At 73.7% G+C, this 26996-nt stretch carries 25 protein-coding genes and 1 other RNA gene; 19 read left to right on the top strand and 7 right to left on the bottom strand.

The annotated features are described in order from the left end of the window. Positions 1–4: 4 nt before the first annotated feature. The 3 genes from A6A27_RS06965 to mctP all read left to right on the top strand — a co-directional run bounded on the left by A6A27_RS06965 (position 5) and on the right by mctP (position 3325). Complete coding sequence (locus A6A27_RS06965) at positions 5–1225, top strand: bifunctional RNase H/acid phosphatase (RefSeq protein WP_073833772.1); 1221 nt, start codon at positions 5–7, stop codon at positions 1223–1225. Positions 1226–1424: 199 nt separating this feature from the next. Then, a complete protein-coding gene (locus tag A6A27_RS06960) occupies positions 1425–1670 on the top strand; it encodes a DUF3311 domain-containing protein (protein ID WP_073833706.1) in 246 nt (81 codons plus the stop codon). Then, complete coding sequence (gene mctP / locus A6A27_RS06955; protein ID WP_073833705.1) at positions 1670–3325, top strand: monocarboxylate uptake permease MctP; 1656 nt, start codon at positions 1670–1672, stop codon at positions 3323–3325. Before A6A27_RS06960 ends, mctP begins: the two co-directional genes overlap by 1 nt. A 54-nt stretch (positions 3326–3379) precedes the next feature. Here mctP and A6A27_RS06950 read toward each other — a convergent pair whose 3' ends face one another. Continuing rightward, positions 3380–3859: a MarR family winged helix-turn-helix transcriptional regulator gene (locus A6A27_RS06950; protein WP_073833704.1), complete on the bottom strand. Its 480-nt coding sequence runs from the start codon at positions 3857–3859 to the stop codon at positions 3380–3382. Positions 3860–3912: 53 nt separating this feature from the next. Here A6A27_RS06950 and A6A27_RS06945 point away from each other — a divergent pair, with 53 nt between their 5' ends. Beyond that, the gene (locus A6A27_RS06945) at positions 3913–5145 is read left to right on the top strand and encodes an MFS transporter (RefSeq protein ID WP_083672474.1); all 1233 of its coding nucleotides are present in this window, start codon (positions 3913–3915) and stop codon (positions 5143–5145) included. Positions 5146–5215: 70 nt separating this feature from the next. Here the strand turns inward: A6A27_RS06945 and A6A27_RS06940 are convergent, their stop codons facing one another. Further along, positions 5216–5977, bottom strand: a complete 762-nt coding sequence (locus A6A27_RS06940; RefSeq protein ID WP_073833703.1) for a sulfite exporter TauE/SafE family protein — start codon at positions 5975–5977, stop codon at positions 5216–5218. A 170-nt stretch (positions 5978–6147) separates the two neighbouring features. On the opposite strand from A6A27_RS06940, the gene A6A27_RS06935 reads away from it, so the two are divergent. From A6A27_RS06935 to A6A27_RS06915, 5 genes are all read left to right on the top strand, one after another. After that, entirely contained in the window at positions 6148–6534 is a 387-nt protein-coding gene (locus tag A6A27_RS06935) for a hypothetical protein (protein ID WP_083672473.1), read from the top strand. Between the two features lie 58 nt (positions 6535–6592). Further along, positions 6593–7004: RNase P RNA component class A (gene rnpB / locus A6A27_RS06930), an RNA gene on the top strand. Positions 7005–7123: 119 nt separating this feature from the next. Continuing rightward, entirely contained in the window at positions 7124–8338 is a 1215-nt protein-coding gene (locus A6A27_RS06925; RefSeq protein WP_073833770.1) for a PP2C family protein-serine/threonine phosphatase, read from the top strand. Between the two features lie 102 nt (positions 8339–8440). Continuing rightward, the gene (locus A6A27_RS06920; protein WP_073833702.1) at positions 8441–8770 is read left to right on the top strand and encodes a PadR family transcriptional regulator; all 330 of its coding nucleotides are present in this window, start codon (positions 8441–8443) and stop codon (positions 8768–8770) included. Continuing rightward, positions 8764–9729: a hypothetical protein gene (locus A6A27_RS06915; RefSeq protein WP_241825108.1), complete on the top strand. Its 966-nt coding sequence runs from the start codon at positions 8764–8766 to the stop codon at positions 9727–9729. The genes A6A27_RS06920 and A6A27_RS06915 overlap by 7 nt, the downstream gene beginning before the upstream one ends. A gap of 81 nt (positions 9730–9810) precedes the next feature. Here A6A27_RS06915 and A6A27_RS06910 read toward each other — a convergent pair whose 3' ends face one another. Further along, positions 9811–11085: a M48 family metallopeptidase gene (locus tag A6A27_RS06910; protein WP_073833701.1), complete on the bottom strand. Its 1275-nt coding sequence runs from the start codon at positions 11083–11085 to the stop codon at positions 9811–9813. 173 nt (positions 11086–11258) lie between these two features. Here A6A27_RS06910 and A6A27_RS06905 point away from each other — a divergent pair, with 173 nt between their 5' ends. From A6A27_RS06905 to npdG, 4 genes are all read left to right on the top strand, one after another. Continuing rightward, complete coding sequence (locus tag A6A27_RS06905) at positions 11259–11462, top strand: hypothetical protein (protein WP_073833768.1); 204 nt, start codon at positions 11259–11261, stop codon at positions 11460–11462. 76 nt (positions 11463–11538) lie between these two features. Further along, entirely contained in the window at positions 11539–12252 is a 714-nt protein-coding gene (locus tag A6A27_RS06900; RefSeq protein ID WP_073833700.1) for a histone, read from the top strand. Positions 12253–12436: 184 nt separating this feature from the next. Continuing rightward, a complete protein-coding gene (locus tag A6A27_RS06895) occupies positions 12437–13894 on the top strand; it encodes an RNB domain-containing ribonuclease (protein WP_073833699.1) in 1458 nt (485 codons plus the stop codon). An 82-nt stretch (positions 13895–13976) separates the two neighbouring features. After that, complete coding sequence (npdG, locus tag A6A27_RS06890; RefSeq protein WP_073833698.1) at positions 13977–14675, top strand: NADPH-dependent F420 reductase; 699 nt, start codon at positions 13977–13979, stop codon at positions 14673–14675. Positions 14676–14738: 63 nt separating this feature from the next. On the opposite strand, the gene panB is transcribed toward npdG, so the two are convergent. Continuing rightward, entirely contained in the window at positions 14739–15584 is an 846-nt protein-coding gene (gene panB, locus A6A27_RS06885; protein WP_073833697.1) for a 3-methyl-2-oxobutanoate hydroxymethyltransferase, read from the bottom strand. A gap of 177 nt (positions 15585–15761) precedes the next feature. Continuing rightward, positions 15762–17522 carry an NAD+ synthase gene (locus A6A27_RS06880; protein WP_073833696.1) on the bottom strand — a complete coding sequence of 587 codons (1761 nt, stop codon included), beginning with the start codon at positions 17520–17522 and terminating at the stop codon, positions 15762–15764. 210 nt (positions 17523–17732) lie between these two features. Here A6A27_RS06880 and glnA point away from each other — a divergent pair, with 210 nt between their 5' ends. From glnA to A6A27_RS06865, 3 genes are all read left to right on the top strand, one after another. After that, positions 17733–19082 (top strand): type I glutamate--ammonia ligase, encoded by a 1350-nt coding sequence (gene glnA, locus A6A27_RS06875; RefSeq protein WP_073833695.1) that lies wholly within the window; start codon positions 17733–17735, stop codon positions 19080–19082. Between the two features lie 36 nt (positions 19083–19118). Then, a complete protein-coding gene (locus tag A6A27_RS06870) occupies positions 19119–19811 on the top strand; it encodes a helix-turn-helix transcriptional regulator (RefSeq protein WP_073833694.1) in 693 nt (230 codons plus the stop codon). A 95-nt stretch (positions 19812–19906) separates the two neighbouring features. Continuing rightward, complete coding sequence (locus tag A6A27_RS06865; protein WP_073833693.1) at positions 19907–20281, top strand: VOC family protein; 375 nt, start codon at positions 19907–19909, stop codon at positions 20279–20281. A 127-nt stretch (positions 20282–20408) separates the two neighbouring features. Here the strand turns inward: A6A27_RS06865 and A6A27_RS06860 are convergent, their stop codons facing one another. Further along, positions 20409–20885: a hypothetical protein gene (locus A6A27_RS06860; RefSeq protein ID WP_073833692.1), complete on the bottom strand. Its 477-nt coding sequence runs from the start codon at positions 20883–20885 to the stop codon at positions 20409–20411. A gap of 182 nt (positions 20886–21067) precedes the next feature. On the opposite strand from A6A27_RS06860, the gene A6A27_RS06855 reads away from it, so the two are divergent. Continuing rightward, positions 21068–21952 carry a Vgb family protein gene (locus tag A6A27_RS06855; RefSeq protein ID WP_073833691.1) on the top strand — a complete coding sequence of 295 codons (885 nt, stop codon included), beginning with the start codon at positions 21068–21070 and terminating at the stop codon, positions 21950–21952. A 14-nt stretch (positions 21953–21966) separates the two neighbouring features. Here the strand turns inward: A6A27_RS06855 and A6A27_RS06850 are convergent, their stop codons facing one another. Beyond that, complete coding sequence (locus tag A6A27_RS06850) at positions 21967–22899, bottom strand: S66 peptidase family protein (protein WP_073833690.1); 933 nt, start codon at positions 22897–22899, stop codon at positions 21967–21969. Positions 22900–22970: 71 nt separating this feature from the next. Here A6A27_RS06850 and A6A27_RS06845 point away from each other — a divergent pair, with 71 nt between their 5' ends. Together A6A27_RS06845 and A6A27_RS06840 are read left to right on the top strand one after the other, a co-directional pair. Then, positions 22971–23738: a type 1 glutamine amidotransferase gene (locus A6A27_RS06845; RefSeq protein WP_073833689.1), complete on the top strand. Its 768-nt coding sequence runs from the start codon at positions 22971–22973 to the stop codon at positions 23736–23738. A 1-nt stretch (position 23739) separates the two neighbouring features. Beyond that, positions 23740–26772 (top strand): bifunctional [glutamine synthetase] adenylyltransferase/[glutamine synthetase]-adenylyl-L-tyrosine phosphorylase, encoded by a 3033-nt coding sequence (locus tag A6A27_RS06840; protein WP_073833688.1) that lies wholly within the window; start codon positions 23740–23742, stop codon positions 26770–26772. Positions 26773–26996 lie beyond the last annotated feature (224 nt).

The raw sequence follows: 26996 nt of genomic DNA, 5'->3' as shown, positions 1-26996 counted from the left end.
CGCCGTGGCGGTGCGTGCGGTCGTCGTCGAGGCCGATGGCGGGTCCCGGGGCAACCCGGGGCCGGCCGGCTACGGCGCGGTGGTCCGGGACCCGGCGACCGGCGAGGTGCTGGCCGAGCGGTCCGAGGCGATCGGCACCGCCACCAACAACGTCGCCGAGTACCGGGGCCTGATCGCCGGGCTGGAGGCCGCCGCCGAACTGGGCGCGGCCGAGGTCGAGGCCCGGATGGACTCGAAGCTCGTGGTCGAGCAGATGTGCGGCCGCTGGCAGATCAAGAACCCGGGGTTGCGGCCGCTCGCCGCGCAGGCCGCCGGCTTGGTCGCCCGGTTCGCCGCCGTCCGGTTCACCTGGGTGCCCCGGGAGCGTAACCAGCACGCCGACGCGCTGGCCAACGCGGCGATGGACGCCGCCGCCGGGATGGCGCGGGCCCGGCCGGTCGTCGCCACGCCCCGCATCGTGGAGCCGCCGCGCGAGGTCGCCGGCCCCGATGCGGCCGCCCGGGCCGCGGCCCGCGAGGTCGCCGCCCGCGCCGCCATCGGCCGGGCCACTGGCACCGACCCGGCCACCACGCCGGCCTCCTGGGAACCGCGCCCGACCGAGAGCGCCACCCGGCTGATCCTGGTCAGGCACGGCGAGACCGAGCGCACCGTGCAGAAGCAGTACTCCGGTCGCGGTGACGTCCCGCTGACCGATCGGGGTCGGGCCCAGGCCGGGGCCACCGCCGCTCGGGTCGCCGCCCTTGCGCCGTCCGTCGCGGCCGTGGTCAGCTCGCCCCTGTCCCGCTGTACGGCCACCGCCGAGGCGATCGCCGCCGTGGTCGGGAACCCACCGGTACGTATCGACGACGACCTCGTCGAGTGCGACTTCGGGGTCTGGGAGGGGCGGACCTTCGCCGAGGTGCGCGCTGACTGGTCGGGGGAGCTGGACGCCTGGCTCGCCTCCACCCGGGTCGCCCCGCCCGAGGGCGAGTCGTTCGCCGCGGTCGCCGAGCGGACCGGCCGGGCGGTCGAGCGGCTGCGTACGGCGTACCCCGGGGAGACGGTCGTGGTGGTCTCCCACGTCTCGCCGATCAAGCTGGTGCTGCGCGACGCCCTCGCGGCCGGCGACGCCTTCCTGCACCGGCTCTACCTGGACACCGCGGGCGTCTCGGTGCTCGACCTGTACCCGGACGGCGGCGTCGCGGTCCGGTCGGTCAACGACACCGCCCACCTGACCGCCCACTGACCACGGCGGCTCCGGTTCGGCGCGTCGGGCGCCGGTGGCTGGAGCCGCCGCCGGCCGTCCGTCCGATCGGCTCCGCCGTTCGGCGCATCCGGGTGTCCGCTCGGCGCATCGCCCGTGTCCGGCTGAACGTGACCGGGCTCACAGGGTCGTAGCCTCCGGCCGTCACATGGCGAGTTACGACTTCCCGGAGGTGTGTCACATGGCTGCACCCGAGCCGGAGGCGCCGACGACGGCGCGATCCAGGGCGAAGGACCACAGTCCCTGGAACTGGTTGCTCTTCGTACCGATCGTGGTGCCGCTCATCCCGGCCTTCTTCAACGCCGACTCACCCCGGATCTTCGGGTTCCCGCGCTTCTACTGGCTGCAGCTGGCCTGGATCCTGCTCGGCGTCGGCACCACCACGCTCGTCTACCAGATGACGAAGAAGCGGGGAGGTGAACGGTGATGTGGCGGGACCACCTGACCGAGATCATCGTCTTCACCGTCCTCTTCCTGCTGGTCAGCGCGATGGGCTTCGTGGCGGCCCGGTGGCGGGCGCCGCGCGACATGGCGCACCTGGACGAGTGGGGGCTGGGCGGGCGCAGCTTCGGCGGCTGGATCACCTGGTTCCTGGTCGGCGGTGACCTCTACACCGCGTACACCTTCGTGGCGGTGCCGGCGCTGATCTTCGGGGCCGGCGCGGCCGGGTTCTTCGCGGTGCCGTACACGATCGTCATCTACCCGATGGTGTTCCTGGTGCTCTGCCGGCTCTGGTCGGTGTCGCACCGGCACGGCTTCGTCACCCCGGCCGACTTCGTCCGCAGCCGGTTCGACTCGCCGGTCCTGGCGCTGCTGGTCGCGATCACCGGCATCGTGGCGACCATGCCGTACATCGCGCTGCAGCTGGTCGGCATCGAGGCGGTGCTGAAGACGATGGGGGTCACCGGGGAGAGCGCACTGGCCCGGCACCTGCCGATCATCATCGCGTTCGCCATCCTGGCGGCCTACACCTACCAGTCGGGGCTGCGCGCGCCGGCGCTGATCGCCTTCGTCAAGGACTCGCTGATCTACATCGTGATCCTGGTGGCGGTCTTCTACCTGCCGTACAAGCTCGGCGGCTGGGGCAGCATCTTCGACGCGGCGGACGCGAAGTTCCAGGCTTCCCCGGCACCGGGTGACGGCATTCTGCTCAACGCCAACAACCAGCTCCAGTACGTCACCCTGGCGTTCGGCTCGGCGCTGGCGCTCTTCCTCTATCCACACAGCATCACCGGCGTGCTGGCCAGCCGGAACCGGGACGTGATCAAGCGGAACATGTCCGCGCTGCCGGCGTACAGCCTGCTGCTCGGGCTGATCGCGCTGCTCGGCTACATGGCCATCGCGGCGAAGGTGACGCCGCTGGCGGGGACCAAGGAGGGCAGCTTCGACACCAACACCATCGTGCCGCGGCTCTTCGACGCGCAGTTCCCGGACTGGTTCGCCGGGGTGGCGTACGCGGCCATCGGCATCGGCGCGCTGGTGCCGGCGGCGATCATGTCGATCGCGGCGGCGAACCTGTTCACCCGCAACATCTACAAGGAGTACTTCAAGCGGGACGCGACCCCGGCGCAGGAGGCGAACGTCTCGAAGATCACCTCGCTGGTGGTGAAGGTCGGCGCGGTCGCCTGCATCGTCTTCCTCGACCCGCAGTTCTCCATCGACCTGCAGCTCATCGGCGGCGTGATCATCCTCCAGACGCTGCCGGCGGTGGCGCTGGGCCTCTACACCCGCTGGTTCCACCGTGGGGCGCTGATCGCCGGCTGGGCGGCCGGCATGGCGCTCGGCATGTGGATGCTCTACCAGATCGGGAACCCGGCGACCGGGAAGAAGCACTTCGCCGGTTCGGCCTTCCCGCTCTCCGAGTTCGGCTTCGACACCAAGAAGACGATCTACGTCGGGATCGTCGCGGTGCTGGTCAACCTGGTCGTCGCCGCGCTGCTAACGCTGGTGCTGCGGGCCGGCAAGGTGGCCGACGGGGTGGACGGCACCACCCCGGACGACTACTTCGCCGACGAGGGCGACGCCCGGGTCACCCCCGGCGCCACCCGCGACGCCGACTCCGCCCCGGAGCCGGTCGCCTGAGGTCCCCGAGGACCCCGGTCGCCCCTGCCGGCGGCCGGGGGCCTCGCCGTGTGGTCAGCGGCGTCGGTTGCGCGACTCCAACGCCTCGTTGAGGCGGTGCAGCATCTCCGCGAGGGTGTCCCGGTCGCCGGCGGCCCAACCGGCGAGGATGTCGCCGTAGAGCCGGGTGCGGGCCGCTTGGACAGCGGCCATCCGCTGCAGCCCGGCCTGGGTGGGGGAGATCACCGTGCCCCGCCCGTCGGCCGGGTCCGGCGTACGGACGATCAGGCCGTCCCGCTGCATGGCGGAGACCTGCCGGGTGACCGTGGAGCCGTCCAGGTTGAGCCGCGCGGCCAGCGCCGAGACGTTCTGCGGGCCGGCGCTGTCCAGGTGCCGCAGGATCACGTACGCCGCCCGGTCCAGCACCCGGTGCTCGGCCGTGCCGGTGGCCCGGCGGGTCGCCTCGCCCAACCGCATCAGCAGCGCGATCTCGGTCTCGATCCGGCCGAGGGTGGCCTCGTCCTGAGCCGGTCCGGTCGTGTGGTCGTCCCTCATAGCTGTATGATACAACCGAATTACCTGTACGATACAGCTATCTGGGAGGCGGAGTGGATCGGCGATCCGAGCCCAACCGCAGTGCCATCTACGCCACCACGCTGGTGGCCTTCCTCGCCATCGCCGGCATCGCCGTGGTGGACCCGATCCTGCCGGCCATCGGCGAGGCGATCGGGGTCACCGCCTGGCAGGTCGAACTGCTGTTCACCGCGTACATCGCGGTGATGGCCGTCGGCATGATCCCGGCGACCCTGGCCAGCGGGAAGTTCGGTTTCAAACCGGTGCTCATCACCGGCGTCTCGGTGGTCGGCCTGGCCGCGATCCTCGCGTCGTTCAGCAACGACATCGTGCAGCTCTCCGCGCTGCGCGGCGTGTGGGGCCTGGGCAACGCCATGTTCTTCGCCACCGCGATGGTGGTGCTGGTCAACCTCGCCAACGACCGGGAATGGGTGGTGGGCCTCTTCGAGACCGCGCTCGGCCTCGGCTTCGCCGTCGGCCCGCTGATCGGCGGCCTGCTCGGCGAGGTGAGCTGGCGGCTGCCGTTCTTCGTCTGCGGCGTGTTCATGGTGCTCGCGCTGGGCGTGGCGGCGCGCAAGCTCCGCGAGCCGGCCCGCCGGCAGGCCCCGGTACGCCTCGGCCAGATCTTCTCGACCTACCGCAAGCCGGCGTTCATCACCCTCTGCGTGGTCACCGCCGCGTACAACTTCGTCTTCTTCGTGGTGCTCGGCTACACGCCGCTCTTCCTGCACCTCGACGTCATCCCGCTGGGGCTGGCCTTCACCGGCTGGGGCCTCGGCCTGGCCGCCGGCATCCTGCTGATCGGCCACCGGCTGGCGCACCGGATCGGCGCGGTGCAGACCGTCGGCGTGGCCATCGCCGGCCTGCTGATCTGCATGGTCCTCTTCGCCACCTCGTCGGGCACCACCGAGTCGCTGGTGGTGCTGGTGCTGTCCGGCCTGTTCATGGGCCTGGCCAACGCCAACCTCACCGACCTGGCGCTCGGCCTCGGCTCCGCCGACCGGCGGGTCGCCACCGGCGCGTTCAACCTGGTCCGCTGGGGCGCCGCCGCGCCGGCCCCGATCATCTCCGGCAAGCTCGCCGAGCACGGGCTGGCCCTGCCGTTCTGGGTCGGCTTCGGGGTGCTCGCCGTCGGCGTGCTGGTCTACCTCGCCTTCGCGCACGTGATGGCCGCCGGCTACGGCGAGCGCGTGCTCTGGTCCCGGTGGAACCGGGCCGCGCGCGGCGCCGAGCACTCGCCGGAGGAGCCGGTCGGCGAGGCGTACTGAGCCACTGTCCCTCCTGGTCGAACCGCCCCGGCGCAGCCTTACGTCCGGGGCGGTTCGGTGTCCAGGGGGGTCAGCGCAGCGCGCGCCAGAGCAGGTCGAGGCCGATCACCGTGCCGAACACCACGATGACGGTCTTCAGCACCACCGGCGGGAGTCGGCGGACCAACCGGGCGCCCACGTACCCGCCGACCAGGGTGGCCGGCGCGACCACCGCGACCGCCGCCCAGTTGACCGGGCCGAAGAGCGCGAAGACCACCAGCGTGGTCAGCCCCACCACGGCCGAGAGCAGGTTCTTGACGGCGGTGACCCGGGCCAGGGTGGCGTCCAGCACCAGGGCCAGGCCGGCCACCAGCATCACCCCGAGCGCCGCGCCGAAGTAGCCGCCGTACACCGAGCCGAGCGCGACCATGGCCTGCACGGTGACGGTACGGCGGCGCGGGCTGAGGTCGGCCGGATGGCCGACCAGCCGGCGCAGCGGGTCCTGAAAGGCCAGGACGGCGGTCGCGCCCAGCACCAGGAACGGCACCACCAGCTCGAACGCCCGCGCCGGGGTGGCCAGCAGCAGCAGGCAGCCGACGCCCGTGCCGAGCACCGTGGTGGGCAGCAGGCGCCACAGCTGCGGCCCGCGCGGCAGGTCCATCCGGCTGCCGGCGACGCTGGCCACGTACCCGGGGAAGACCGACACCGAGTTGGTGACGTTGGCCGGCACCGGCGGCAGGCCGGTCGCGATCAGGGCCGGGAAAGTGATCAGGGAGCCGCCCCCGGCCACCGCGTTCACCGTGCCCGCGGCGAGACCGGCGGCGAGCAGGAGCGCGGCGTCGGAGAGGTCCATGGTTACCGGAGGCTAGTACGGCCGGGACGGATCTCAACTTTTCGCTGCCCTGCCGCGCGAATCGCGCCCGACCTGAGCGATGAGGATCTTGTCCGAGGCGAGAGTGTGTGGTCGGCGATCGAAGCCGGCGAGGCTCCCGAGAGCCTGGCCGAGCCTCGACCACGAGCCGCGTGACCATGAACGGAGTGGTTTTCGACCACACCGCGCTGCTCGCCTTCGGTGCGGGACACCAGTTGCTTTCCGGTCTCGTTGTCCAGGCGCACCGGGAGCACGGAAGGCACCTGTTCGTACCGGCGCTCTGTCTGGCTGGCGCCGCCGCCCAGCGGCCGGCCCTTGACGAGCACGTCGGAGCCCTACCGGTGCTGGACGTCGTGGAGCTGCGCTACTCCGGGGCTCTCGCCGTGGGCCGGCTGGTGAAGCAGGGCGTGGACTGGAAGCTGGCGCACGCGGTGGTGCTGGGGCGACCCGACCCGGAGTGGCCCCAGGGCCGCCCCGCGCTGACGGAGACGCCCAAGGCGTACGCCGGATTGGGTGTTCTGACGCTCGAGGTGCGGTGACCGCACGGCCGGGAAATGGCGGCGGCGCGGGCGTCGTTAGGATGATGGACGCGACGGACGAGTCGACCGGGCGGTCGCGTCGACGGGCTTTGCGGCCCGTCGCCGAGGAACGTCCGGACTCCACAGGGCAGGGTGGTTGCTAACGGCAACCCGGGGTGACCCGCGGGACAGTGCCACAGAAAACAAACCGCCGGCCCGAAACGGGACGGTAAGGGTGAAACGGTGGGGTAAGAGCCCACCAGCATCCCGGGTGACCGGGATGGCTCGGTAAACCCCACCCGGAGCAAGGCCAAGAAAGGATCCTCGCCGCGAGGCGATGGTCCGCGCAGACGCTTGAGGGCTGCCCGTCCGATGTCTGCGGGTAGGCCGCTGGAGCCTGCCGGCGACGGTAGGCCGAGATGGATGGCCGCCGCCGACGCGCCTTCGGGCCGCGTCGGTCACAGAATCCGGCGTACAGGTCGACTCGTCCGTCGCCCTCCGGCTCATGGTGCCGGGCAGCTCAGGCTTCATCCGGGTCGGCCACACCGACCTCGACACCCGGGCGGGGTCGGACGGGCGGAAGTTGCGGGAATGCAACTACGATCCTGAGGTGGTTCGCGCGGAGCACCTGAGGGACGAGCAGCGGTTGCACCGCATCGAGGCGGTGACCGATGCCACGCTCTCCCGTCTCGACGTCGCCGACCTCTTCGACGAGATGCTCGACCGGGTCCGCGACCTACTGCAGGTCGACACGGCGGCCATCCTCCTGCTCGACGTACGCGCCCAGCAGTTGGTCGCCACCGCAGCCAAGGGGCTGGAGGAGGAGGTACGACAACGGTTCCGGGTGTCGGTCGGGCGTGGCTTCGCCGGCCGGATCGCCCAAACCCGGCAGCCGGTGATCATCGAGCAGGTCACCCCGGACAAGGTGGTCAACCCGATCCTGCTGGACACCGGTGTCCGGTCCCTGCTGGGCGTACCGATCATCGCGCGGGGTGACCTCGTCGGCGTCCTGCACGTCGGCACCCTCACGCCGCGGCGGTTCACCCCCGACGACGTCCGCCTGCTGGAACTCGTGGCCGACCGGCTCAGCCTGGCCAGCCGGGCCCGCGCGAACACCCTGGACCAGGCCGCCGCGCTGGCGCTGCAGCGCAGCCTGATCCCTACCGAACTGCCCGAGGTGCCCGGTATCGAGATGGCCGCCCGGTACGTGCCGGGTCACGCCTCCGGCGTCGGCGGCGACTGGTACGACGTCTTCACCCTCCCGTCCGGCTGGACGGGTGTGGTGGTCGGCGACGTGTCGGGTCACGGGCTGCAGTCGGCCGTGGTGATGGGCCGGGTCCGCAGTGCCCTGCGCGCGTACGCGCTGGTCTGCGACGATCCGGCCGAGGCGCTGACGCTGCTCGACCGGAAGGTGGTCCACTTCGAGGCCGGCAGCCTGACCACCGCGCTGTACGCGATGATCTCCCCGGACGGCACCACTGTGCGCGTCGCCCTGGCCGGGCACCCCCGCCCGGTGCTGGCCGTCCCCGGCCAATCGAACGACCTGCTCCCCGCCCGCGTCGACCCACCGCTCGGCACCGGCCGCCGGCCGCCCGAGCGGCACGCCACCACGGTTGACTTTCCGCCCGGTGCGGTCCTGGTCTCCTACACCGACGGCCTCGTCGAACGCCGCGGCGAAGTGCTCGACGTCGGCATCGCCCGGCTGAAGGCCGCCGTGCCGCTGGCACCCGTCGAGGCGGTCTGCGCCACCGTCATGGCGATGCTCGACACCGAGCACCCGGTTGACGACATCGCCCTGCTGGCCATCCGCCGCCTGCCCGACTAGGGGAGCAGGCGACGCCGCGGTGGGGAGGGCGGCCGGCGTCCATCCACTTTGGTGCCCCTGATGCACTCGCACCCTATGTAGAAATCCGATACAGCGCCGAGCATGCGGATGACTATTCCGGTGGCGAAGGTGCTCGCCGCACTCCTCGCCGACCCGGAGGCCCCCCGCTACGGCCTCGACCTGATGAAGCTCACCGGCCTGCCCAGCGGCACCCTCTATCCCGTCCTGCACCGGCTCCAGGCGGCCGGCTGGCTCGCCGCCGACTGGGAGGAGGTCGATCCGGTCGCGGCCGGTCGACCCGCGCGCCGCTACTACCTGCTCACCCCAGAGGGGGTACGCGCCGCCCGGCAGGCGCTCGCCGAGCTGCGGGCCCTCGCCCCGGACGGCCGGGCGTGGGGTGGCGCCGAGCCGACGGGAGCCCCGGCGTGGTGAGCCGGCGGCTGGCCGAGTTCCTGCTGCGGTCGGCGGTGCGCCGCTGGCCGGCGGAACTCCACGACGAACTGTCCCGGGAGTGGCGGGCCGAGCTGCACGTGCTGGCCGAGCGCGGCCAGCGGTGGCGGATGCTGCGCTTCGCCGCCAGCCTGGCCGCCAGCCGGCCCGGCACGCCGGTGGTCGACCGGACCCGGTTCGACTCCCGGGCCCGCCGGACGGCCGCCACGCTGCTGCTGGCCCCGCCGGCCTGCCTGGCGATCCTGATGATCGCGGTGGTCGGGTCCGCGGCGCTGGTCGGCTCGCTCTTCGGGGTGGTGGACGCGAACCTGTCGCAGGTGCCCGTGCTGAGCGCCCTCACCGCCGGGCTCGCGGTGCTGCTGGCCCGTCGGGTCGGCCGGACCGCCGCGCGGGCGGCCCTGCGTGGACCGCTGCGACGGGCGCTCGGCGTGATGCTGCCCCTGGGCCTCACCGTCGTCGCCGTCGAGTACGCGGTGAACAGCACCACTGACGACCTGGTCCGCGCCGGCCCCGGTCTGGTGGTGTGGCTGGCCGGCCTGGCGCTGGTGCTCTGGGGTGCCGGGGCGCTCGCCGGGCGGGGACGGCTCCGGGCCGCCTGGTGGCTGGGCGTGCTCGGGGCGCTGGCCGTCGCCGACGCGGCGGTGGTGCTCTCCGTGGTCAACCACATCCCCGGCGGCCTGGGACCAGTGGTCGACGGGGTGACGCAGTACGACGGCGTCGACCGGGTCTCCGCGCCGCTGTGGCTCTTCACCTGCTGGACCGACTGGTCGTTCGGGCTGCCCCGCCCGACGCAGTGGGAGATCTTTCAGATCGGCGATCTGGTCGAGCTGCAACCCTTCTTCTACCTGGCGTGCACCCCGTACGCGCTGGCGTATGTCATCGGCGCGGCCCGGCCGGCCGACCCGGTGGTCGTGCCGGCGCCGGTGTCGTCGCCCGCCTGAGCGGACCCGGTCGGGCCATCCCCTGCGCCGGCGGCCGGCCCGGCCGGGTGCGCTGCGGCGGGTGAGCCCGGCCGGCGAATCTCAAGCGGACCAGCTGATGGTCCGGCTTACCCGCTTGTAGTGCCGGGCCAGCTCCGCGTCGATCCGCTCGGCGCGCGACTCGGTGAGCACCACCCTGGGCTCCTGCCAGGGCCGGCCCGACAGCATCCGGTGGCGCAGGCCCGTCGGCGGGTGGGACGAGAACAGCGAGGTCTCCTCGCGGATGGAGAGCTGACGCACCAGCGGCAGCCGCTCGGCGGCGGCGTCCAGCGACCGTGCCACGCCTGCCCGCCACGTCGCCGGGCCGTGTCCGCCCCGGGCACCCTGGCGGACCACGAGCGTCACCGAGTCCTGGCTGAGCAGGACGTCGAGGGCGCGGCTCGCCCCGGCCGTGCCGGCCACCCGCGCGGACATCTCGTCGGCCAGGTACTCCGCCCGCTGGCTGTCCCGCAGCGCCGTCACCACGAGCAGCAGGTGACCGGCGAAGAGCAGCCGCGACAGCACCCAGGACAGCATCCGGCCCAGCGCCTCACCGACCATTTCCAGCAGGCCGCCACCGCGGGTGCCGGGCGCGGAGCGGAACAGGTCGGCGGCGTTGCCCAGCATGGTCAGCGCGGGTTGGGTGACGAGCGACCGGCGGACGTCACCGTTGACGAAGTGGCCCAACTCGTGACCGAGCAGGGCGACCCGCTCCTGGCCGCCCAGCGCGCCCCACAGCGGCAGCCCGAGGGCCAGCACCCGCCGCCGGCGCAGTCCCACCGAGGTCGCGTACGCGTTGAGGGTGTCATCCACCCCGATGACGTGCGGCACGGGCGCGCCGATCGCCGTCGCCACCTCCTCGACCAGCGCGTGCAGCTCCGGCGCCTGTTCCCGGGAGAGCACCTCCAGGTCCGGGTCCACCCGGCCGAACCGGGGTCGCAGTGCCACCGCCAGGCCGATGAACGCCAACCCGAACACGACGGCGAAGTTCGGGAAGGGGTACGCGAAGAGCAGCCAGCCGCCGACGACCGCGAGCGCCAGCACGCCGACGGTCAGCAGCAGCGACGCCACGGCGGTCAGCACGGCGGCCGGCCCGAGGCCGGGCGGCTCCAGCGGGCGGTCACGCAGCGCCGCGAACTGCTGGCGGGTCAGCCGGGCGGCGAGCCGGTGGGTGCGCCGGTCGACCCAGGCCCAGCCGAACTCGGGCGCCTGGCGGGCGCGGTCGTATCCGTCGAGGTTCCATTCGCACCTGGTGCACCACGGCAGCGCCTCGTGGATCGACACCGTCTCCGCGCCGCACGCCGGGCAGGCCCCCGTACCGGCCTTCGTGATGATCACGAGCGCCGATCCTGCCGGGAGCCGGCCGTCGGTGGTACCGGCCGTTCGGTGGACCGCGTCCGACTTCGCCCGTTCCGCCCCGCGACGGCCCGAGCACGTCTACTGTGGAGGTCATCAGGACTATTTGCGGCGTTCCGGTGGCGGCCGGGCACTTCGCGGTGCACAGTGATCGCATGAGCGACGACGGAAGTGGTGGGCACTACTACTGGTGCACACGACACCACCGGGTCGAGACCGATGCCGACGTGTGCCCCGCGAAGCACGTTCTCGGACCGTACGCCTCAGCCGCCGACGCGGAGAACGCCCTGCAGACGGTGCGGGAGCGGAACGAAGCGTGGGACGCCGAGGACGCCCGTTGGGCCGGGGAGGGCAGCTAGACGGCGCGGGACGGCCCGCGTCGAGGTGATCCGTGCTCCGCGAGGGCGAGAGCACGTCCCCAAGGAGGGAACCGAGATGGCCGAAGCACAGCAGGCCACCACCCGCCCGGCCGCCAGACGTACGAGCGCGAAGAAGACCACCGCAGCCAGGCGTACCGTGGGCACGGCCACGGCCAGGACGGCCACGGTCACCAAAGCGTCCGCCAACGCCTCGGGTGCGGGCGCCGGCCGGGTGCCGGCGAAGAAGGCGGTGGCGAAGAAGGCGGCCGCCAGGAAGGCCGTGTCGGCGGCGCGGACGGCACCCGCGAAGAAGGCGCCGGCCACCAGGACCACCGCCAAGAAGGCGCCCGCGAAGAAGGCCACCACGGCGAAGAAGACGGTGGCCGCGAAGAAGGCCACCGCGGCGAAGCGGGCTCCGGCGAAGAAGGCGCCCGCGAAGAAGGCACCGGCGAAGACGGCCGTGGCGGCGAAGCGGGCGCCGGCGAAGAAGACCACGGCCGCGAAGAAGACCACGGCCCGCAAGGTCACCGCGACCACGGCCCGGAAGGCCGGCGCCGCGCCGAAGAAGACGGCGGCCGCCAAGAAGGCCACCGCGGCGAAGAAGGCGCCGGCGAAGAAGACCACGGCCACCCGTCCCGCCGCACGCAAGACCGCGGCGAAGAAGGCGCCCGCGAAGAAGGCCACCACGGCGAAGAAGACCGCGGCGGCCAAGAAGGTGCCGGCCAAGAAGACCACGGCCGCCCGGAAGACCACCGCCCGCAAGGCGCCCGCGCGGACGGCTACCGCCTGACGTCGCGGCAATTGTGGCCGTCAACCGAATGGAGTTGCCGGAGACCGGCGGATTCGGGCTCCGCGCCGCCAGGCGGCGCTCGTGACCGGATGAAGGCCGGCCTGGCGCCGCGCCGGGACCCGAAGCCGTCGCTGGCGCTTCGGTCGGTGGGCGGATCACCCGCCGTACTGTCAGGATTGACCGCGTGGTGATCCGACGCGTACTCGCGCCCCGCATCGACTTCGGCGCGCTGCGTCGTGAGCTGGGACTGCCCGAGGGCTTCCCGGCCGCGGCGCAGCGCGAGGCCGACGAGGCGGCCGTTGCGCCGCTGCCGGCCGTCGCCGACCGGACCGACGTCCCGTTCGTCACGGTCGACCCGGCGACCTCGCGCGACCTCGACCAGGCGATGCACCTCGCCCGCCGCCCCGGTGGCGGTTTCCGGGTCCGGTACGCCATCGCCGACGTGGCCACCCACGTACGCCCCGGCGGCGCGCTGGAGGCGGAGACCTGGCGCCGCGGGCAGACCGTCTACCTGCCCGACGGCAATGTGCCGCTGCACCCGCACACCCTCAGCGAGGGGGCGGCCAGCCTGCTGCCCGACGCCGACCGGGCGGCGGTGCTCTGGACCATTGACCTCGACGCCGACGGCGGCACGGTCGGCGTGGTGGTGGAACGCGCCCGGGTCCGCAGCCGGGCCAAGCTCGATTACGTCGGCGTGCAGCTCGCCGCCGACGCCGGCCGGCTGCCCGAGCCGATCGCCCTGCTGCCCGAGATCGGTGCCCTGCTCACCGCCCGTGGGCTGCGCCGGGGCGCGGTCAACCTGCCCCTGCCGGAGCAGGACGTCGAGCCGGACGGCGACGGCTGGCGGCTGGTGCTGCGCGGACCCGGCCCGATGGAGGACCACAACGCGCAGATCTCGCTGCTGACCGGGATGGCCGCCGCCGACATTATGCTTGCCGGCCGGATCGGACTGCTGCGGACGATGCCCGCGCCGAAGCCGGAGGCGGTCGACCGGCTGCGGCTGGCCGCCGGCCCGCTGGGCGTCCGCTGGCCGGCGGGGATGTCGGTGGGCGAGGTGCTCGCCGGACTGGACGCCTCCCAACCCCGGGCGGCCGCCTTCATCGACCAGGCGGCCGAGCTGATGCGCGGGGCCGCGTACACCGCCTTCGACGGGGAGTTGCCCGAGCAGCCGGCGCACGGCGGGGTGGCCGCCGCGTACGCCCACGTCACGGCGCCGCTGCGCCGGCTCGCCGACCGGTACGCGACCGAGGTCTGCCTGGCCCTGTACGAGGGCCGGGAGGTGCCCGACTGGGCCCGCGCCGCGCTGCCGAAGCTGCCCGAGGTGATGGCGACCACCGACCGGGTGGCGTCGGCGGCCACCCGGGGCGCGATCGAGCTGGCCGAGGCGGTGCTGCTGGAGCACCGGGTCGGGGAGACCTTCGAAGCGGCGGTGCTGGACGTGGACGAGCCCCGGCCGGCCACCGACCCGCCCCGGCAGGCCGGCAACGGCCGGCCCGGTCGACCGCCCGGCGGCACGGTGGCGCTGGACGAGCCGGCGGTCCGCGCCCGCTGCGTCGGCCAACTGCCGCTGGGCGAGCGCGTCCCGGTCCGCCTGGTCAGCGCCGACCCGACCCACCGCAAGGTCCTCTTCGAACGCGCCTGACCCACCGATCCGGCCGGGCCAGCGGGGATTGTCACAGCCGCGTACGGTGCTGCCCGGTGGCACGGTTTGCGAGGATGATCGCATGGCTTACGACGCGACCACGCTGCCCGATGTCTCCGGGCTGACCGTCGGCATCATCGGTGGCACCGGCGACCAGGGGCGGGGTCTCGCCTACCGGTTCGCCCGGGCCGGGCAGACCGTCCTGATCGGGTCCCGCTCCGCCGACCGGGCGGCGCAGGCCGCCGCCGAGATCGCCGCCCTGCCCGGCGTACCGGCCGACGGCGTGGTGTCCGGCGCGGACAACGACGAGGTGGCCCGCCGCAGCGACGTGGTGATCATCGCGGTGCCGTGGGACGGGCACGCCGCCATCGTCGCCGCTCTGGCCGGCGCCCTCGTCGGCAAGATCGTGATCGACTGTGTCAACCCGCTCGGCTTCGACAAGCAGGGCCCGTACGCCCTCGCCGTCGAGGAGGGCAGCGCCGTGCAGCAGGCCGCCCGGCTGCTGCCCGAGTCCCGGGTCTGCGCCGCGTTCAACCATGTCAGCGCGCCGCTGCTGGCCGACCCGGAGATCGACCGGATCGACCTGGACGTGCTGATCTGCACCGAGGACCGGGAGCTGGTCGGGGTGGTCGCCGCGCTCGCCGCCCGGATCCCCGGCATGCGGGGCATCTACGCCGGCCGGCTGCGCAACGCCCACCAGATCGAGGCGTTCACCGCGAACCTGATCGCGATCAACAAGCGCTACAAGGCGCACGCCGGCATCCGGGTCACCGACCTCTGAACCGCGGCCGCCGTACCGGCCAGTGCGGGCGGTGCGGCCCGGAAGCCGCACCGCCCGACCTGCTCAGAAGGTGTGCTCGGCGGCGGGGAACTGTCCGTCGCGTACCTCGTCGGCGTACCGCCGGGTGGCGTCGGTCAGCGCGCCGGCCAGGTCGGCGTAGCGCTTGACGAAACGCGGCGCCTTTCCGGTACGCAGCCCGGCCATGTCCTGCCAGACCAGCACCTGTGCGTCGGTGTCCGGGCCGGCACCGATGCCCACGGTCGGGATCCGCAGCTCGGCGGTGATCCGCTTGGCCACCTCACCCGGCACCATCTCCAGCACCACCGCGAACGCGCCCGCCTCGGCGACCGCCCGGGCGTCGGCGATCACCTCCTCGGCGGTGTCGCCGCGGCCCTGCACCCGGTAGCCGCCCAGCGTGTGCTCGCTCTGTGGGGTGAAGCCGATGTGCGCCATCACCGGGATGCCGGCGCCGACGATCGCCTCGATCTGCGCGGCGCAGCGCCGGCCGCCCTCCAGCTTCACCGCGTGGCAGCCGCCCTCCTTCATGAACCGCACCGCGGTCCGCAGCGCCTGCGTCGGCCCCTCCTCGTACGAGCCGAAGGGCAGGTCGCCGACGATGAGCGAGTGCTTCGTCGCCCGGACCACCGCCCGGACCAGGGGCAGCAGCTCCTCGGCGGTCACCGGCAGGGTGGTCTCGTAGCCGAAGACGTTGTTCGCCGCCGAGTCGCCGACCAGCAGCACCGGAATCCCCGCCTGGTCGAAGATCGAGGCGGTGTACTGGTCGTACGAGGTGAGCATCGCCCACCGCTCGCCGCGCTCCTTGGCGGCGATCAGGTCGCGGGTACGGACCCGCCGGGTGGCCGGCCCGCCGTAGAGGGCGGTCACCTCGGCCGGGGTGGACTCCACCATGACTCTCTCCTTCCTCGAGGCCGCGTTCGCGGTCCCCGGGCTCTGCCGCGATCGTCGCACCGGACGACCGGGCGGCGGCAGGGCGGAGTGGAGGATGTCACTTCCCGGCCCGGCGTACACGGGCAGGCTCAGCCCGGCGGGCGGGAAGCCGGCAGCCGGTTGCCCGGCAGGGCCCGCTCAGCCGTGCTCGCGCCAACGGTTCGTGATCGGCAGCCGGCGGTCCCGCCCGAACGCCTTGTGCGAGATCTTCGTGCCGGGCGCGGACTGTCGGCGCTTGTACTCGGCGGTATCCACCATCCGCAGCACCTTGTCCACCACCGCGGGATTGTGGCCCGACGCGATCAGCCCGTCCCGGCCCAGGTCGCCGTCGACGTAGCCGATCAGGATCGGGTCGAGCACGTCGTAGTCGGGCAGGGTGTCGCTGTCCAGTTGGCCGGGGCTCAGCTCGGCCGACGGGGGCTTGCCGATCGAGCTCTCCGGGATCGGCGGGGTCTCGCCCCGGCGCTCGGCGTCCGTGTTGCGCCACCTCGCCAGCCGCCAGATCAGCGTCTTCCAGACGTCCTTGACCGGGTTGTAGCCGCCCACCGAGTCGCCGTAGAGGGTGGAGTAGCCGACCGCCAGCTCGCTCTTGTTGCCGGTGGTGAGGACCAGATGGCCCTCCTGGTTCGACAGCGCCATGAGGATCACCCCGCGGACCCGGGCCTGGAGGTTCTCCACGGTCACCCCGGAGAGCGACATGTTGGCGAGGAAAGCGTCCACCATGGGCTGGATCGGCTCGATCCGGTAGTCCAGGCCGGTCCGCTTGGCCAGGTCCTCCGCGTCGGCCCGGGAGTGCTCGGAGGAGTGCTGGCTGGGCAGCGAGACGCCGACCACCCGGTCCGGCCCGAGCGCGTCCACCGCGATGGCGGCCGACACCGCCGAGTCGATCCCGCCGGAGAGGCCCAGCACCACCGACGGGAACCGGTTCTTGTTGACGTAGTCGCGCAGGCCCAGCACCAGCGCCTGCCACACCTCGGCCTCGTCGGCGACCGGCTCGATGATCCCGCCGGCCGCGATCTCACCGGTGGCGGCCGGCGGGAGGATGTCGCTGACCTTGGTGTGGACCACCCGCATCCCACCGAGTTGCTGGTCGCCGCCGACCGGCTCCTTCGCCGGGGGCAGCTCCACGTCGTGCACCAGCAGGTGCTCGACGAACTGCGGCGCCCGGGCGAGCAGCGCGCCGTCGGCGCCGACGATCATCGAGTCGCCGTCGTAGACCAGCTCGTCCTGGCCGCCGACCATGTTCACGTACGCGACGGTGGCGCCGGCCTCGGCGGCCCGGCGGCGGACCAGCGGCAGCCGGACGTCGTCCTTGTTCAGCTCGTACGGCGAGCCGTTGATGTTGACCACCAGCCCGACGCCGGCCTGCCGGGCCACCGCGAACGGGCCACCGGCCTGCCAGAGGTCCTCGCAGATGGTCAGCCCGACGTCCACCCCGCCGATCCGCACCACCTCGAGGGTGTTGCCCGGGACGAAGTACCGGTCCTCGTCGAAGACGCCGTAGTTGGGCAGGTGGTGCTTGAAGTAGGTGGCCACGATCGCGCCCCGGTGCAGCAGCGCGGAGGCGTTGCGGGCACCCCGGCCCGGCTGGGCGTCGCCGCTGACCTGGGGCGGGCCGTCCGCGTCGAGGTAGCCGACCACGACCGGCAGGTCGCCGAGCCCGTCGGCGGTCAGGTCGGCGGCGAGCTGCCGCAGCGCGGCCTGGGAAGCGGCGACGAAGGAGCGGCGGAAGACGAGGTCCTCGACCGGGTAGCCGGTCAGCATCAGCTCCGGGAAGAGCGTGAGCTGGGCGCCGGCGTCGGCGGCCTTGCGGGTCCAGACGCGGATCAGGTCGGCGTTGCCGGCGAGGTCGCCGACGGTCGGATTGACCTGACACAGGGCGAGACGCAAGGTGGGCATGTCCCTCATCTTGCCCCAGCGGGGCGGGCCCAACCCGGCCGGACGCGGGAGACGCCGGCCACGCTCCCACCCCCGCCGACGGGGGCGGGACACGGCGGGACAGCCTCGGGGTGGTCGCGTAACGTCGGCGTAACCAGGCCGGTGGAGACTGGGCGGTCAGGGTCGGGCCGGCCGGACCGGCGCCGGACGTACGTGTCACGAGGGGTGGAAGTGGACCGTCAGCAGGAGTTCGTCCTCCGTACGCTGGAAGAGCGGGACATCCGGTTCGTCCGGCTGTGGTTCACCGACGTGCTCGGCACGCTCAAGAGCGTGTCGGTGGCCCCGGCGGAGCTGGAGGCGGCCTTCGACGAAGGCATCGGGTTCGACGGCTCGGCCATCGAGGGCTTCGCCCGGGTCTTCGAGTCCGACATGGTCGCCATGCCCGACCCGACCACCTTCCAGGTCTTCCCCTTCGAGGGCGGGGTGAGCGGCGAGAGCGCCCGGATGTTCTGCGACATCCTGCTCCCCGACGGCAGCCCGTCCTGGGCCGACCCGCGGCACGTGCTGCGCCGGGCGCTCTCCCGGGCGGCCGAGAAGGGCTTCACCTTCTACACCCACCCGGAGATCGAGTTCTTCCTGCTGGAGGACGGCGCCAACGACGGCTCGGTGCCGACCCCGGTGGACACCGGTGGCTACTTCGAGCACACCACCCACGCGGTGGCCCGGGACTTCCGCCGGCAGGCCGTGCTGGCGCTGGAGCGGATCGGCATCTCGGTGGAGTTCAGCCACCACGAGGTGGCCCCTGGCCAGCAGGAGATCGACCTGCGCTACGCCGACGCGCTGACCACCGCCGACAACATCATGACCTTCCGGCACGTGGTGAAGGAGGTGGCGCTCTCCACCGGCGTGCAGGCCAGCTTCATGCCGAAGCCGTTCACCGACCAGCCGGGCAGCGGCATGCACACCCACCTGTCGCTGTTCGAGGGGGAGCGCAACGCGTTCCACGACGCCGGCGACCCGATGAAGCTCTCCAAGGTGGCCAAGTCGTTCATCGCCGGGCTGCTCACCCACGCCCGGGAATACACCGCGGTCACCAACCAGTGGGTCAACTCCTACAAGCGGCTCTTCCCGCTGGCGCTGCCAGACCGGATCACCGAGAGCCCGGCGTACGTCTGCTGGGGCCACCTGAACCGGTCCGCACTGGTCCGGGTGCCCGCGTACGGCAAGCCGAACTCGGCCCGGGTGGAGGTGCGCTCGCTGGACTCGGCGACCAACCCGTACCTGGCCTTCGCGGTGATGCTCGGCGCCGGTCTCAAGGGGATCGAGGAGGGCTACGAGCTGCCCCCGGGTGCGGAGGACGATGTCTGGTCGCTGAGCAGCGCCGAGCGCCGCGCCATGGGCTACAAGGCGCTGCCGGAGAACCTCGCCGAGGCGATCGACGTGATGTCCGATTCGGAGTTGGTCGCCGAGGTGCTCGGCGAGCACGTCTTCGACTTCTTCCTGCGCAACAAGCGGGCCGAGTGGGAGCAGTACCGCCGCGAGGTCACCCCGTACGAGCGCCAGCGCTACCTCTCGCTCTGAGCCCTGCTGTCACACCCCGGGCATAGCGTCCGGAGGGTGAACCGGACCGACCGTCTGTACGCGCTGGTGGAGGAGTTGCGGGCGGTGGCGCCACGCCCGCGCAGCGCCAGCTGGCTGGCCCGCCGCTTCGAGGTCAGCGTCCGGACCATCGAGCGGGACATCGCCGCGCTGCAGGGTGCCGGGGTGCCGATCTGGGCCGAGTCCGGCCGCACCGGCGGCTACGTGGTCGACCGGGCGCGCACCCTGCCGCCGGTCAACCTGACCCCGGGCGAGGCGGTCGCGATGGCCGTCGCGCTGCATCGGCTGGCCGGCACGCCGTTCGCCCCGGCCGCCGGCGCGGCGCTGCGCAAGCTGGTCGCGGTGATGCCGGCCACCGACGCCGCCGAGGCGCACCGCCTGGCCGGCCGGGTGCACCTGATCGGCGACGGGCCGGCCACCTCCGTCCCGGCCTCCGTCGCCGACGCGGTCACCGCGCGCCGCGTGCTCCGCCTCCGGTACGCGGACCGCGCCGGCGCGGACTCGATGCGCGACGTGGAGCCGCTGGGCTACCTCGGCAGCCCCCGGCACTGGTACCTGGTCGCCTGGTGCCGGCTGCGCGACGGGCTGCGCTGCTTCCGCACCGACCGGATCGTCTCGGTGCACCCGCTGGCGGAGCCGGTGACCCGGGAGCTGCACCCCGGCGACCTCGACATCCCCCACGAGCGGGTCCGCCCGCTCAGTCTGGTGTGAGACCGGAAAACACCGACAGGACGCTGTCGCGGACGGGGGTGAGGCTGCTTGCTGACGACACCGGCCGACCGGCCGGCACGACGACGGGAGGCAGCATGTCCAGCACGCCCATCACCTGGTTCGAGATCGGTTCCGACCGCCCCGACGAGGTCCAGCGCTTCTATGCGGATTTGTTCGGCTGGAGCTTCGAGGAGCAGGGGGCGCCGGACGCGTCGTACCGGGTGACGACAGCCGGTGGGGAGCAGGGGATCGGTGGCGCGATCCGGGCCACCGGCGGCGACTCGCCGAACTACGCGATCTTCTACGCCGAGGTGGCGGACGTGGCGGAGACCTGCCGCCGGGCCGAGGCGGCCGGCGGGAAGGTGGTGGTGCCGCTGCGCACCGCGCCGAGCGGGCTGACCCTCGCGCACCTGCTCGACCCGTCCGGGAACCACCTCGGCGTCTTCACCCCGCCGCCCGCCACGGCGTGACCTCCGGGCCGGCGGCGCAGGTAGCGCCGCCGGCGCCTTGACGAGATGCGGCGTGGCCCCGCCGTGGATTTGATCCGGCCGGGAGGGAGAATCGGCCGACGAGGGGACGGCGGGGCCACCCGGTCACTTAGCGGCCGTGCCCCCAGCCGCCGCGGTGGCCGCCGCCGCCCGGGCCCGGGAAGACACCGGCCTCGACCGCCTTCAGCACCGCGTCGGCCTGCTCCTGGGTGAGCTTGCCGTCCTTGACGGCCTGGTCCAGCCGCTCCTTCAGCTGCGCCTGCCGCTCCTGCTGCCACGCCTGCCGGTCCTCGGTCGACGGCCGCTCCGGGCGGTCGCCCTGGTGCTGCTCGCGGATCTTCTCCAGCGCCGCGGTGACCTTGTCGGTCGACACGCCCAGCTCCTTGGCGAGGGCGTCGGCGAACTCGGCCTGCCGGTCGGCCCGCTGCTGCTTGCGGTCGGTGCCCTGATCGGCGTTGGCGCTGGCGCTCGGGCTCGGGCTCTTGTCGTCGGCGAGTGCCACCGTGGGGGCGGCGATCCCGACGCCGAGCACCCCGGCGGCGGCCAGGCCGGCCAGTACGTGCTTCCTCGACATCTTGCGGATCATGCGGTTCTCCAGTTCCGGTGGTGGTGCGTTGACGTGACCGACAGTGACGGGTGGAGCTGGGGAGAACCCGTGGCGAACCTGTCAACGCGCTGGAAATCCGGTTTCGAAGTGCGGGCAAACCGGTTGCGACGGGCACGGTAAGGCCGGAAGGGTAGGTCCGCCCGCGACGAGAGGTGACCCGCATGACTAGCCCCGCAATCCGCGAGATCGCCCGCACCGGGCCGGGCTCCGGGCCGTACGCCATCACGACCGGCCCCGACGGCGCGCTCTGGCTGACGCTGGCCGGGACGGGCGGGGTGGCTCGGCTCGGGCGGGACGGCTCGGTCTGTACCTACCGGACCGACCCGGCGGAGAGCCGGCCGTTGATCATCACCACCGGGCCCGACGGCGCTCTCTGGTACACCCGCTCCGGCGATCATCGGCTCGGCCGGATCACCGTCGAGGGCGACGTCAGCTCCGTGGCGCTACCGCCGGGGACCGGCCCCTGCGGCCTCGCCGTCGGCCCCGATGACGCCCTCTGGTACGCGGGCATGGGCAACGACACGATCGGCCGGGTCACCGTCGACGGGACGGTGACGACGTTTCCGCTGCCGGTGACCGGCGGCTTTCCGTCGATGCTGGCCACCGGCCCCGACGACGCCCTCTGGTTCACCCTCAACCAGGCGAACGCGATCGGCCGGATCGGCCTCGACGACGACGTGACCCTGCACGGGCTGCCCACCGAGGCGGCGGGGCCGGTGGGCATCACTCTCGGCGGCGACGGGGCGCTCTGGTTCGTCGAGATCGCCGCCGGTCAGCTCGGCCGGATCACCCCCGACGGCCGGGTCGAGGAACACCCGCTGCCGGACCGGGCCGCCCGGCCCCACGCGATTGTCGCCGACCCGGCCGGCGGCTGCTGGTTCACCGAGTGGGGCGCGAACCGGATCGGCCACGTCGACGCCGCCGGCCGGATCACCGGCCACCACCTACCTACCCCGGGATCGGAACCTCACGGCCTCACGGTCACCCGAGACGGCACGGTCTGGGTCGCGCTGGAGATCGGCGCGGTAGCCCACTTGACCCCCTGACCGGGTGGGGGTGGTCAGCGGACGGCGGGGGAGGTGGTGAGGGTGCCGGCGGTGGCGTCGAGGACGGCGGGGGTGCCGACGGGGACGGTGAGCTGGCCGACGCCGTGACCGATCGGGAGACCGCCGAGGACGGGCACGCCGAGGTCGCCCAGGCGTTCGGCGAGCACGTCGACGATCGTGGTGTCCCAGCCGTCCGCGCACTCGGTGAACTGGCCGACCGCGACGCCGGCGACCCCGGCCAGGGCGCCGCAGCGGCGCAGGTGGGTGAGCATCCGGTCGACCTTGTACGGCGGCTCCTGCACCTCCTCGATCAGCAGCACCGCCCCGGTCAGGTCCGGCATGTCCGGGGTGCCGATCGACGCGGTGATCAGGCAGAGGTTGCCGCCGAGCAGCCGGCCCTCCGCCCGGCCGGGCACCCGGACCGGGTACGTCTCCTCCTCCCGCACCGCCTCGACGGTCACCGGCCCGGTGGTCATCAGCGCGGCGTGCAGCGACTCCGCCGAGCGGAGCGGAGTGCGGTCGTCCAGCCACGCCGCCCCCGGGCCGTGCACGCCGGCCAGCCGGGCGCCCCGCCAGAGCGCGAACTGCAGCGCGGTGATGTCGGAGAAGCCGGCCACCACCTTCGGGTCCCGGCGTACCGCGGCCATGTCGATCAGGTCGACCACCCGCTGCGCGCCGTAGCCGCCCCGGGTGCAGATCACCCCGCGCACCTCCGGGTCGGCGAAGGCGGTGTTCAGGTCGGCGGCCCGCAGCTCGTCGCCGCCGGCCAGGTAGCCCTGCCGGGCGTACGCGTTGGGTGCCAGCACCGGGCGCAGCCCCCAGCCGGTCAGCAGTTCGATGCCGCGGGCCACCCGTTCCGGGCGGGTCGGGCCCGAGGGCGACACCAGCATCACGGTGTCGCCGGCACGCAGGACCGGTGGGCGCAGGCAGTGTTCGTCGGTGGGCACGACGGCAGCCTAGTGAGCGCCCCGCCGAGCCGCGCCGGCCCTGGTCGGTAGCACCGGCTAGCCTCGACGTCGTGGCGACCGCGCTGGTGATCGAGAACGACCCGACCGACGACCTCCGCCGACTGGGGGAGTGGCTCCTTGAGGGGGGCCTCGACCTGCGGGTGCTGCGCCCGCACGCGGGCGACGAGCTCCCCGCCGACCTCGACGGATACGCCGCGCTGGTGGTGCTCGGAGGGGAGCAGCAGGCGTACCCGCTGCCCGACGGCAGCCCCGGCGCGCCCTGGTTCCCGGCGCTCGAGGGGCTGCTGCGCAAGGCGGTCCGGCAGCGCGTACCCACCCTCGGTGTCTGCCTCGGCGCGCAACTGCTGGCCGCCGCGCACGCCGGGCAGGTCGAGCGGAGCCCGTCCGGGCCGGAGGTCGGGCCGGCCGTAGTCGGCAAGCGGGACGCCGCCGACACCGACCCGCTCTTCCGGTACGTGCCGCTGATGCCGGACGTGTTCCAGTGGCACTCCGACGAGATCACCGAGCTGCCGCACGGGGCCACCCTGCTCGCCGCCTCCACCCGCTACCCGCACCAGGCGTTCCGGCTCGGTGACCGGGCCTGGGGGCTGCAGTTCCACATCGAGTGCGACACCGCGATGATCGCCGACTGGGCCCGCGACTCGACGCTCCTCGCCGAGCTGGGCTACGACCCGGAGCTGGTGGTGGCCGCCTGCGACCGGGTGATGGCCGACGTCGAGGAGGTCTGGCAGCCGTTCGCCATCCGGTTCGCCGCCCTCGCCCTCGGCGAGTTGGACGACAGCGCGTCGCGCCGCAGCCTGCCGCTGCTCGGGCACTGACATGACCCGACCGACCAGGGGGCGCCTCGCCCGGTACGGCTTCGCCGAGGGCGACGGCCGGGCGCGGGCGGCCGACCTGCTCGGTCCGGACGGCCTGGGACTATGGCGGCCGGACACCCAGGAGCCCACCGACGAGCGGGCCGCCGAGCTGCTGGCCGGCCTCTCCCGGGCGGCCGACCCGGACCTCGCCCTGCGCCAGCTGCACCGCCTCGTCGAGGCGGAGTGGCGGGCGAGCGGAAAGCCGGCCGTGCTCGACGCCCTGTACGCCGACCCGGGGCTGCGCCGTCGGCTGACCGCCGTGCTGGGGGCCTCGTCGGCGCTCGGCGACCACCTGGTGGCCAATCCGGAGCAGTGGACCGTGCTGGCCACCGAGCCGGACGGGCTCGCACCCACCGCCGAGGGGCGGCTCGACCTGGCCACCGCCGCCCGGCTGACCGCCGCCACCGGCCCGGTGCCGGTGCTGCGGCAGGCGTACCGGCTGGCGCTGCTGCGGATCGCGGCGGCCGACCTGACCGGCGGACGCGGCCTGGAGCAGACCATGGCGGCGCTCTCCGCGCTCGCCGACGCCACCCTCGCGGCTGCCTACCAGATCGCCGTGGACGAGCTGCCGGGCGGGACGCCCCGGCCCCGGCTGGCCGTGGTGGCGATGGGCAAGGCCGGCGGCGACGAGCTGAACTACGTCTCGGATGTGGACGTCATCTTCGTGGCGGCCGAGGACGACGACCTGACCGCCGCGACCCAGGTCGCCACCCGGCTGATCCAGGTCTGCGGGCTGGTCGCCTGGCCGGTTGACGCCGCGCTGCGCCCAGAGGGCAACCGGGGCCCGCTGGTGCGTACCCTCGCCAGCCACCTGGCCTACTACCGGCGCTGGGCCCGGACCTGGGAGTTCCAGGCACTGCTCAAGGCCCGGCCGGCGGCCGGCGACCTGGCGCTCGCCGGGGAGTGGATCGACCAGCTCGCGCCGCTGGTGTGGACCGCGGCGGAACGCCCCGAGGCGGTCGAGGACGTCCGCGCGATGCGCCGCCGGATCATCGAGAACGTCCCGCCGAAGGAGTTGGAACGCGAGATCAAGCGGGGGCCGGGCGGCCTGCGCGACATCGAGTTCGCGGTCCAGCTGCTCCAGCTCGTGCACGGCCGGGGCGACGAGTCGCTGCGGGCGCCGGGCACCATCCCGGCGTTGCGCGCCCTGGTCGCCGGCGGCTACGTCGGCCGGGCCGACGGGGAGGCGCTGCTGCGCGGCTACCGCTTCCTGCGCGGCGTCGAGCACCGGCTCCAGCTCCAGCACCTGCGCCGCACCCACACCGTGCCTACCGAGCCCGCCGCGCTGCGCTGGCTGGCCGCTGCGCTCGGCTACCAGGCCACGCCGGGCCGCAGCGCCGTCGAGGAGTTCCGCGCCGAGTGGGTCACCCACGCCACCGAGGTGCGCCGGCTGCACGCGAAGCTGCTGTACCGACCGCTGCTGGAGTCGGTGGCCCGGGTGCCGGCCGACGGGCTGCGGCTGACCCCGGAGGCGGCCCGGCACCGACTGGAGATCCTCGGGTTCGCCGACCCGGCCGGGGCGCTGCGCCACCTCCAGGCCCTCACCGGCGGGGTGAGCCGCACCGCTGCCATCCAGCGCACCCTGCTGCCGGTGCTGCTCAGCGAGTTCGCCGACGCGCCGGAGCCCGACCGGGGGCTGCTGAACTACCGGCAGGTCTCCGACAAGCTCGGCAGCACGCCCTGGTACCTGCGGCTGCTGCGCGACGAGGGGCCGGTGGCCCGCCGCCTGGCCCGGGTCCTCGCGCTGTCCCGGTACGCCGCCGACCTGCTGGCCCGCGAGCCGGAGGCGCTGCGGCTGCTGGCCGAGGACAGCGAGCTGACGCCACGGCCCCGGGAGGTGCTATGCGAGGGCTTCGCCGCGGCGGCGGGGCGGCACGACGACCCGGTCGAGGCCGTCCGGGCGGTCCGTGCGCTGCGCCGCCGGGAGCTGCTCCGGCTCGCCTGCGCCGACGTGCTCAGCCGGGCCGGCGCGCTCACCCCACGCCCGCCGCGTGCCGCCGAGCCCGGGGTACGCCCCGACCCGGCATCCACCCTGGCTGACGTCTGCACGGTCGGCACCGCGCTCGCCGACGTCACCGACGCCACCCTGGCCGCCGCGCTGCGGGCCGCCCGGGCCGGCCAGCCGGCGCCGCCCGGGCTGCGTTTCGCCGTGGTCGGCATGGGCCGGCTCGGCGGGTACGAGTCGAACTACCTCTCCGACGCCGACGTCCTCTTCGTCTACGACCCGCCGCCCGGCGTGGACGAGGGCGCGGCCAGGGCCGCCGCCCACGCCATCGCCGAGGAGCTGCGCCGGCTGCTCTCCGCGCCGGCTCCCGACCCGCCGCTCGGGGTCGACGCCGACCTGCGCCCCGAGGGCCGGCAGGGACCGCTGGTCCGCAGCCTCGCCGCGTACGCCCAGTACTACGCCCGCTGGTCGAAGGTGTGGGAGGCGCAGGCGCTGCTGCGGGCCCGGTTCGTCTGCGGCGACGCCGACCTCGGCGCCGAGTTCGAGGCGATGATCGACCCGGTGCGGTACCCGGCCGACGGGCTGACCCGCGAGCAGGTGGTGGAGATCTGCCGGATCAAGGCCCGGGTGGAGACCGAGCGGCTGCCCAGGGGCGCCGACCCGGCCACCCACACCAAGCTGGGCCGGGGCGGGCTCGCCGACGTCGAGTGGGCGGTACAGCTGCTTCAGCTCCGGCACGCCGGCCAGCTGCCCGCGCTGCGCGGCACCCGTACCCTCGATGCCCTGGCCGCCGCCCGGGCCGCGGGGCTGGTCGACCCGGACGACGCGGCGGAGCTGGTCGCCGGCTGGACGCTCGCGGCGCAGGTCCGCAACGCGCTGATGCTGGTTCGCGGCCGGGCCGGGGACCAGCTCCCGCGGCACGGGCTGGAGCTGGCCGGGGTCGTGCGCCTGCTCGGCCGGGACGACCCCGGCGAGTTCCTCGACGAGTACCTGCGCGTCGGCCGCCGCTCGCGGGCCGCCATGCAGCGGGTGCTGGACGCCCCGGCCTGACGGCTCCGGTCGGCAGCCCGGCGATGGGCTGGACCGGCCGGGAGGGCTGCCCTTGGCACGCCTCGGGCTGGGCGGGCGCTGAGCCGTCAGCGACATCAGCACCAAAGGAGTCCCGACTTCGTGCTTCTTCGCGGCGGCCACCCGGTCCGGCAGCCCGCTCTGCGGCCGGTGCCGGTGCCGTCGGCTGGGGGCCGGGGTCGACCGACCTTCTGCGCGCCTACGAA

Origin of the sequence: Micromonospora sp. CB01531 (assembly GCF_001905095.1) — a bacterium.
Classification (GTDB): domain Bacteria; phylum Actinomycetota; class Actinomycetes; order Mycobacteriales; family Micromonosporaceae; genus Micromonospora.
The sequence above is the reverse complement of the archived record's forward strand: the minus strand, read 5'-3'. Positions and strand labels throughout refer to the sequence as shown.

Bases quoted from the DNA above. Each gene is read 5' to 3' on its own strand.
- mctP (WP_073833705.1), top strand. From the start codon at position 1,670: ATGTGGCGGGACCACCTGACCGAGATCATCGTCTTCACCGTCCTCTTC.
- A6A27_RS06920 (WP_073833702.1), top strand. From the start codon at position 8,441: ATGCGGATGACTATTCCGGTGGCGAAGGTGCTCGCCGCACTCCTCGCC.
- panB (WP_073833697.1), bottom strand. From the start codon at position 15,584: ATGGTGGAGTCCACCCCGGCCGAGGTGACCGCCCTCTACGGCGGGCCG.
- A6A27_RS06900 (WP_073833700.1), top strand. From the start codon at position 11,539: ATGGCCGAAGCACAGCAGGCCACCACCCGCCCGGCCGCCAGACGTACG.
- A6A27_RS06940 (WP_073833703.1), bottom strand. From the start codon at position 5,977: ATGGACCTCTCCGACGCCGCGCTCCTGCTCGCCGCCGGTCTCGCCGCG.
- A6A27_RS06960 (WP_073833706.1), top strand. From the start codon at position 1,425: ATGGCTGCACCCGAGCCGGAGGCGCCGACGACGGCGCGATCCAGGGCG.
- A6A27_RS06860 (WP_073833692.1), bottom strand. From the start codon at position 20,885: ATGATCCGCAAGATGTCGAGGAAGCACGTACTGGCCGGCCTGGCCGCC.
- A6A27_RS06880 (WP_073833696.1), bottom strand. From the start codon at position 17,522: ATGCCCACCTTGCGTCTCGCCCTGTGTCAGGTCAATCCGACCGTCGGC.
- npdG (WP_073833698.1), top strand. From the start codon at position 13,977: ATGGCTTACGACGCGACCACGCTGCCCGATGTCTCCGGGCTGACCGTC.
- A6A27_RS06855 (WP_073833691.1), top strand. From the start codon at position 21,068: ATGACTAGCCCCGCAATCCGCGAGATCGCCCGCACCGGGCCGGGCTCC.
- A6A27_RS06840 (WP_073833688.1), top strand. From the start codon at position 23,740: ATGACCCGACCGACCAGGGGGCGCCTCGCCCGGTACGGCTTCGCCGAG.
- A6A27_RS06950 (WP_073833704.1), bottom strand. From the start codon at position 3,859: ATGAGGGACGACCACACGACCGGACCGGCTCAGGACGAGGCCACCCTC.
- A6A27_RS06865 (WP_073833693.1), top strand. From the start codon at position 19,907: ATGTCCAGCACGCCCATCACCTGGTTCGAGATCGGTTCCGACCGCCCC.
- A6A27_RS06905 (WP_073833768.1), top strand. From the start codon at position 11,259: ATGAGCGACGACGGAAGTGGTGGGCACTACTACTGGTGCACACGACAC.